The 7,288-nt window shown below is 46.4% G+C and carries 6 protein-coding genes; 3 read left to right on the top strand and 3 right to left on the bottom strand.

Annotated elements, in window-relative coordinates; genetic code table 11:
* Positions 1-730 (top strand): ABC transporter permease (locus AC3DOM_RS13220; RefSeq protein WP_487919520.1); only part of this gene is annotated, 730 nt, incomplete at its 5' end.
* Positions 731-818: 88 nt separating this feature from the next.
* Here AC3DOM_RS13220 and AC3DOM_RS13225 read toward each other — a convergent pair.
* The gene (locus AC3DOM_RS13225; protein ID WP_487919521.1) at positions 819-1,184 is read right to left on the bottom strand and encodes a hypothetical protein; all 366 of its coding nucleotides are present in this window, start codon (positions 1,182-1,184) and stop codon (positions 819-821) included.
* 252 nt (positions 1,185-1,436) lie between these two features.
* Between AC3DOM_RS13225 and thrC the strand changes: the two genes are divergently transcribed.
* Positions 1,437-2,678, top strand: coding sequence for a threonine synthase (gene thrC, locus AC3DOM_RS13230; RefSeq protein WP_487919522.1), 1,242 nt, complete (start codon positions 1,437-1,439; stop codon positions 2,676-2,678).
* Positions 2,675-3,802 (top strand): AI-2E family transporter, encoded by a 1,128-nt coding sequence (locus AC3DOM_RS13235; protein WP_487919523.1) that lies wholly within the window; start codon positions 2,675-2,677, stop codon positions 3,800-3,802. Before thrC ends, AC3DOM_RS13235 begins: the two co-directional genes overlap by 4 nt.
* Positions 3,803-3,858: 56 nt before the next feature.
* Here the strand turns inward: AC3DOM_RS13235 and xdh are convergent, their stop codons facing one another.
* A complete protein-coding gene (gene xdh, locus AC3DOM_RS13240) occupies positions 3,859-6,441 on the bottom strand; it encodes a selenium-dependent xanthine dehydrogenase (protein ID WP_487919524.1) in 2,583 nt (860 codons plus the stop codon).
* 167 nt (positions 6,442-6,608) lie between these two features.
* The coding region (locus AC3DOM_RS13245) for a class I SAM-dependent methyltransferase (RefSeq protein WP_487919525.1) at positions 6,609-7,288 on the bottom strand (680 nt) is incomplete at its 5' end.

Genomic DNA, 7,288 nt, shown 5'->3' on the forward strand with positions numbered 1-7,288 from the left:
GACGATTCACTTCCAGGCAGATCAGGTCGTTAGTGGACTTTCGTTAACCTTTCTCGGAACAGGGCTTGCCCTCGTTTTGGGAGAGGGTCTCACAGGTCAACATCCACCGACAATCCCTTTCCTGGATATTCCCCTTCTCTCCCAAATCCCCTTCCTCGGGCCAGTTTTCTTCGCTGATCACAGTCTGCTTGTCTATGTGGGTTATGTCTTTGCTCCCTTGACAGCCTACTATATCTACAAAACCCGCCCTGGGATGCATCTCCGTGCTGTTGGCGAAAAACCCTCTGCAGCAGATACACTTGGCATCAATGTTTACGGTGTGCGCTACTTTTACACCTTCGTAAGTGGCATGTTGGCAGGCCTAGCTGGAGCGACAATTTCTCTCTCTGTTTCACCGGGTTGGTATAGCTCTCAAACCACATCCGGCCAGGGCTGGATCGCGGTCGGCCTGGTAATTTTTGCCCAGTGGAATCCACTGCGGGCTGCTTTTGGCGGCTATCTTTTCGGTATGCTGCGCCGTTTCATCCTTGATTTGCAAGGACCAGCAGTGCTCTTTGGAATGGCAAATCCGCTCTATGTTAACTCTAATTACGGTTTCTTTCTTCAGATGATGCCCTTTATTCTTACTATCATCGCTCTAATTTGGGGATCTCGCGCTGCTGCACGTAAACGACTCGGTGCACCTGCTGCACTTGGCGTTCCCTACATTCGCGGAGAGCGAGGCTTGTAGATCATTCAACAATAATGTTGAAACCCCCGTTCCTTTAAAAGGAACGGGGACTTTTGTTTTTTTTATCTTAAAAAGTTGCTATCAGCCCTTAGGCATCGTTTTCTACTTCTATCCTTTCTAATTTATATCTCTTTCTAACTGAGTTATTATAGGAAAAAAGCAGGGCTGAGCCTCCAGAAATAATTGCTACCAAGCCCAGAATGATTGCAAGGCGTCCCCAGGGTTCTCCAAGTAATCGACGCTCGGCAACAAGTATAAAAAGAGTCCTGATCCATTCGACCATGCCTAAAAGAAGAATAATTTGCACAAGGCGAGCAGCCCATGCACGTTTAATGATAAGTATGGCAGGAAATAGAAAAGATAAAATAACTAAAATAAATGGTCCGCTTCTAAGATAATGTGCCCCAAGAATTAAGGCACTCAAAATGATGGGAGTCAACTGAAGAATACTCATAAAGTAAATTCCTTTCAGGAATTAGAGGATTTGTTTTCCAACGAAGCCTGCTTGAGAGAAACACTGTAAATCCTTCTGGACAAGTTTTGTATGGAATCTCTGTGTCAGAACAATTTTCCACGCCATTGTATCATTGCTAGTGGACTATCTGTTTGAACAGAAATTCAAGCCCATCATTAAGTTTCTGTCATCCCGAAAACTCTTTAGGAATGATAAAATACCTCCATACAAGAATTAAAAAGGTGAAACCAAATGAATAAATTTGTTGGCTATAAATGCTCTTTATGTGGGCAAAAATACCGGCGGGATCAGGTCATATATACCTGTCCCGCTGATGGTGGCAATTTGAATGTTATCCTGGATTATGAAGCAATTAAGGATAAGTACCACCCTGATGATATCACTTGCCGCACTGAAACATCTTTGTGGCGATATTTACCATTGTTACCAGTTTCATCCCCCGGTGGAGAGGAGACCCCTCTTTACGCTGTAGGATGGACGCCGACTTATTCTTTACCGACAATAGCAGAAAAACTTGGGGTGAATAATCTCTGGCTTAAAGATGAGAGCAGAAATCCAACGGCCTCATTTAAAGATCGTGCCAGTGCAATATTAGTTGCTCGCGCAAAAGAAATTGGAGCAGAGGTAATCGTGACCGCTTCCACTGGGAATGCGGGTGCCGCCCTCGCGGGGATGGCCGCCGCTATGGGGCAAAAAGCAGTAATATTCGCTCCCAAATCTGCACCAGTGGCGAAAGTTGCCCAGTTACTCATTTTTGGTGCACAGGTTATGCTTGTTGATGGAACATACGATGACGCGGTAGCGCTTGCTGTCAAGGCCGCGAACGAATTTGGTTGGTATTGTCGCAACACGGGATACAATCCCTTCACCGCTGAAGGTAAAAAGACCGCCGCCTTTGAAATTTGGGAGTGGTCACTTGAGGCACTTGGCGAAAGTGATAATCCCTTGGCGATTTTTGTCTCAGTGGGCGATGGGAATATCATCTCTGGCATTCACAAAGGTTTCAAAGATTTGACGGAACTGGGCTGGCTGAAACAAATGCCGCGTATCTTTGGGGTGCAGGCAGAAGGCTCTGCGGCAATTGCAAATGCATTTAATGCAGGTACTGAGAAAATCACGCCAATTTCTGCGACAACGACAGCAGATAGTATATCCGTCGATATGCCAAGCGATGGTGTTCGCGCGCTCCGTGCCGCCACCGAGACTAATGGTCATTATGTCTTGGTTAAGGATGAGGCGATCATCGCTGCCATAGCCGAACTCGGCAAGGTGGGCGTTTTCGCGGAACCCGCTGGAGCGGCAGCTTATGCTGGCGTAGTGGAAGCAATTTCAAAAGGTCTCCTGCATCCGGACGATCCCATCCTGGTGTTAAATACGGGTAGTGGTCTCAAAGATGTCAATGCCGCGCTGAAAGCCGTCGTCGAGGCGCCGATCATTGCTCCCACTTTGGAGGCTGTTAAGAATAATCTATGACCAAAAAATGGAGCGTACCAGCACGTTATCTGACTTTGATAGTGCTAGGCATTTTGATTGTGGCGTTAGGATGGTATATGCGCCCGATGTTTCAGCCTTTGGTATTAGCAAGTTTAATTGCCTATTCTATGATGCCGCTTGTAAATTTATTCAAAAATCGCTTTCGAATGAAACATAAGCTGGCTGTAAATCTGGTTTATTTTCTTTCCTTGGGCCTGGTGTTGGCGTCTCCTGTACTTTTTTTGCCTGAATTAATTGCGCAACTTCAGGTTTTTTCGAACGATTTGGTGAGTATTTATGAGCAAGTTCTTGTATTATTGAGCGAGCCAATTCGTCTGGGACCTTATATCTTGGATGCAAGTGATTATCTTCCAGAACTGGAAAGCTCGGTGGCTTCTGTGCTAAAAGGTATACCAGAGCGTGTACTGCATATTCTGGAAAGTACTTCTCGCAATACTGCCTGGTTTTTTGTGATCATTGTGGCTGTTTATTACCTGCTGTTGGATTGGGATAAGCTGCGTGAGTTGCTCATTCGGCAGGCGCCGGAAGGGTACAGGCGTGATGCACGTTTAATCTTTTTGGAGATAAAGCAGATCTGGGCTGCGTATTTACGCAGCCAATTGGCGCTTATGGTCATTGTCGGGATTGTCTTCACTATTGCCTGGTTCGCGATTGGCCTGCCTGGCGCGCTGATTATTGGCATTTTAACGGGAGTGTTGACCATCATCCCGGATGTTGGTCCATTAATAGCATCGATAATTGCAATAGCCGTTGCCCTATTGGAAGGCTCCCTTGTGTTGGCGATTTCAAATTATTGGTTTGCAGCCTTGGTACTTGCAATCCATTTGGTGCTGGTCAATCTGAAAAGTATTTGGTTGCGTCCGCGCTTGATGGGACGTAGTGTACACTTGCACGAAGGCTTGGTTTTTATTGTGATTATAGCGGCAGTGCTGATCCAGGGTATTCTCAGCGCGATTGTGATTGTGCCTGTGCTTGCCTCTGTTCTTGTAGTTGGGCGTTATCTCAAAGCAGGGATTTTTGGATTGGAGCCAGTCTTGCGTGAAGAATTACTTGAAGAAGTAAATGCTGTTGAAAAAGCAAATGAAGAGACAGAACAAAAATAGCCACTGGTTTATAAAAATAAAGAGCGTGGATGAAATTTCATCCACGCTCTTTTGGTTTAGAGCTTAATTACATTTATTTGTTTCTTTTTCTTTGGCAATTTCATTGGGAACTTTGTTCTTCGTTCACCATCGTATTGATAGAGCGCATTTGCGACTGCAGCCGCTGTAGGAACCAGCCCGATCTCGCCAACGCCTTTCGCCCCATAGGGTCCCAACGGATCTGGAACTTCAACGCCGATCACTTCTACAGGGGGCATTTCTTTCGCGCGCAGAATGCCTAGTTTTCGAAAATTAGTATGGAGCGGGTAACCACCTTCCATTGGCAGATCTTCACTGATTGCGTAGCCAATTCCCATGTGGATTGCCCCCTCGACCTGTCCCTCAAAGAGCATCGGATTGAAGATTTTTCCAGCATCATGTGCAGCCGTTACCTTGTCAATCTGTCCGTCGTCATCAATGGAGACCAGCTGTGCTGCGTAGCTGTAAGAATAATGCGTGACGACTTTGTCCACCTTGGCATCGCCTTTGGTTGTCCAATCTACGATCCATTCGCCAAAATATTTATTGCCGACCAAATCTGCAAGAGTGTTGTGCTTAAGATCTTCATTGAGTTTCTTGCAGGCATCCAGGAGCGCATTCCCCAATAGGGAGGTGGCGCGCGAGGCAGTTGTCATGCCTGCGTTTTGTTCGGCGGCTGTATCCACGCGTATTTCAATCAAATCAGGATGGATGCCGGTCTCATTGCAGACAACCTGCGCTGCAATCGTATTCACACCCTGTCCCATCTCCGTCCAGCCGTGGTCAATGATGATTTTTTCTGGTCCAGCGATGGTGATCAACGCGGATGATTCGTCTGGCATCCCATTGCCTATTCCAGTATTCTTCAAACCGCATGCTATTCCAGCATATTTGGTTTTGTAGAATTCGTCTTTGATTGCTTCCAGCGCTTTGCGGACACCAACGCCGCCCGCTAATATTTGCCCAGTGGCGGTCATCGACCCATCCATTAGGGCGTTGTCGTAGCGGAATTGCCAACGGTCGAAGCCACCTTGCTCGCAAAGATCGTCAACGCTGCTTTCCATCCCGAAGGTGGCTTGATTAACACCAAATCCGCGCATCGCACCGCAGGGCAGATTATTGGTGTATACCGCAAAGGCTTCTATATCTGTTGCCGGAACATGGTAGGCTGCCGTGGCGTGGCTGGCGATCCGTGTCAGTACCTTTGCTCCAACGGATGCGTAAGCGCCTGTATCACCCACAAAACGTGCTTTTATGAAGGTTAGCTTGCCCTCTTTGTCGCAGCCGAGCGTGTAATCCATCCAGACAGGGTGGCGTTTGGGATGCATGATAATCGATTCATCACGCGTCAAATGGACTTTGACAGGCAGCCCAAGAAGTTTAGCCATCAGGGCAGCATGCCCCTGTACGCTCAAATCTTCTTTGCCGCCAAACCCACCGCCGTTTGCTACAAGGATCACACGCACCTTTTCTTCAGGCAGAGCGAGTATTTTGGCAATTTGGGTGCGATCTTCATAAATGCCCTGACTTTGCGAGTAGACCTCCACGCCATCATCTTTCGGAACAGCGACCGCAGTTTCAACCTCCATAAAGGCATGTTCTACGCGCTGTGTTTCATAAATGCCTTTTGAAATATAAGCAGATTTTGCAATAGCATCTTCCATATCCCCGCGAATATAAACAGGATGGGCGAGGATATTCCCACTCTCGTGAACTTTAGGAGACTCTGGTTCCATTGCCTTGTGCATATCGCTGACAACCTCGAGGACTTCATACTCGACTTTGATCTTGCTGACCGCTTCACGGGCAATTGCCTCGGTTTCAGCAACTACGCCTGCGATGACGTCCCCAAGATAATGGGTGATCTCTCCAATAGCGATCATTAACGGCCAATCCTGGGAGATTAATCCGATCACTCGGTCGCCCGGCACATCGTCGGCGGTGAAGATGCGGAGCACGCCCGCAAGTTCCTCTGCTGCTCGGGTGTCTATACCAAGTATTTTTGCACGAGGGTAATCGCTAAATTTCAGTGCACCGTGCATCATCCCTTCGATTCGAATATCGTCTGTATATTTATGATCGCCAAGTACCAATTTTTGTGCTTCATATTTGGGATGGCGTGATCCCAACCTGCCATCGCTGGTTGGTGAAGCAATTTCCTTCTCTTCGCGAATTGCTTCTGCTGCGTAGATGACAGAATCGATCACTTTGGTGTACCCTGTGCAGCGACAAATATGTGGAGTGAGAGCCTGCTTGATATCATCCTCTGTTGGAGATGAAATTCTGTTGAGGAGCGTATTTGCACGCATGACGATGCCAGGGGTGCAAAACCCACATTGAGCGCCGCCTTTTTCAGCAAAGGCGTTGGCAAAAACTTCGCGCCGATATTCGCCAAGTCCATCCGGTGTCGTGATATTGGTATCGATGATCTTTTTCATCGGAGTAATACAAGAGAGCTTGGATTTACCGTCAATATCAACCGTGCAGGAGCCGCATGAGGCTTGCCCGGAACAGCCATCTTTAACAGATGTAATATTTTCGTGTTCGCGTAAATAAGTCAAAAGAGTAACTTCAGGATCGCCATCGAATTCTTTTTCCTGACCATTTAGAAAGAATTTCATTTTATACCTCGTATGAGTAAAGAAGGGAAAGGTCAGACCTATTAAAACATACTGGGAATAGTTTTACAAGGACTCTATATTAGAGTTATCACAGAAAAAAGCCGAACAACCTTTTGTACGGCTCTTTTGGGTGTTTTTATTGATATCCGGAATTAAAAATCAAGGATTTAGCGTCTTTCCATTAAATACAAATGTCTCTCTGCTTCATTGATCTTCACTTTTTTATGAATGGTAAAACGAGATTTAAAAACTCGCTCAAAATCATCCACCGTGTACTCGTCAAAAACATCTTCACGGCTTTGAAGAAGTATTTTTACCTGAGAATCTGATTTTGGAACAAATTCTATGATGAGCCATTTTCCCATTGCGTGGAAAAAATCTGCTAACTGGGTCAGGGGAACATTATTTGAGATCGCAAGATGATGAATTAAGGCCAGTGCGAAAACCATATCTGCTGGCGCGCGCGCTGTGAAGGATTCACGTTCGCGATTGTGCCAACCAAGTGCCGGGCTTGGATTTGTGAGATCTACTATAAGAGGTAAAAGATACTTTTCTTTCGCTTCCTTCACTTGATGATAATTTTGTTCCACAGCGGCTGGGTCAATGTCGAAAGAGACCGTGAAAATCCCTTGATCGGAAGCAAGTCTACTGAAGACGCCGTTATTCGCACCTAGATCCCAGACTTGGGAAGGTTTTCTTGCTTTGATCCATTCTGAGATCAACTCTTTTTTATGCAAAAAGGCGGCATCTGTATAGTTCGTGATCTCGTAATAGTTGCCCCATTCTGTTCCTGCGGGGTTCCATTCAAGTTTTTTGATTGTGTTTCGGAGACTGTCAATAAGACTCA

It is taken from the genome of Candidatus Desulfolinea nitratireducens, from assembly GCF_982879505.1.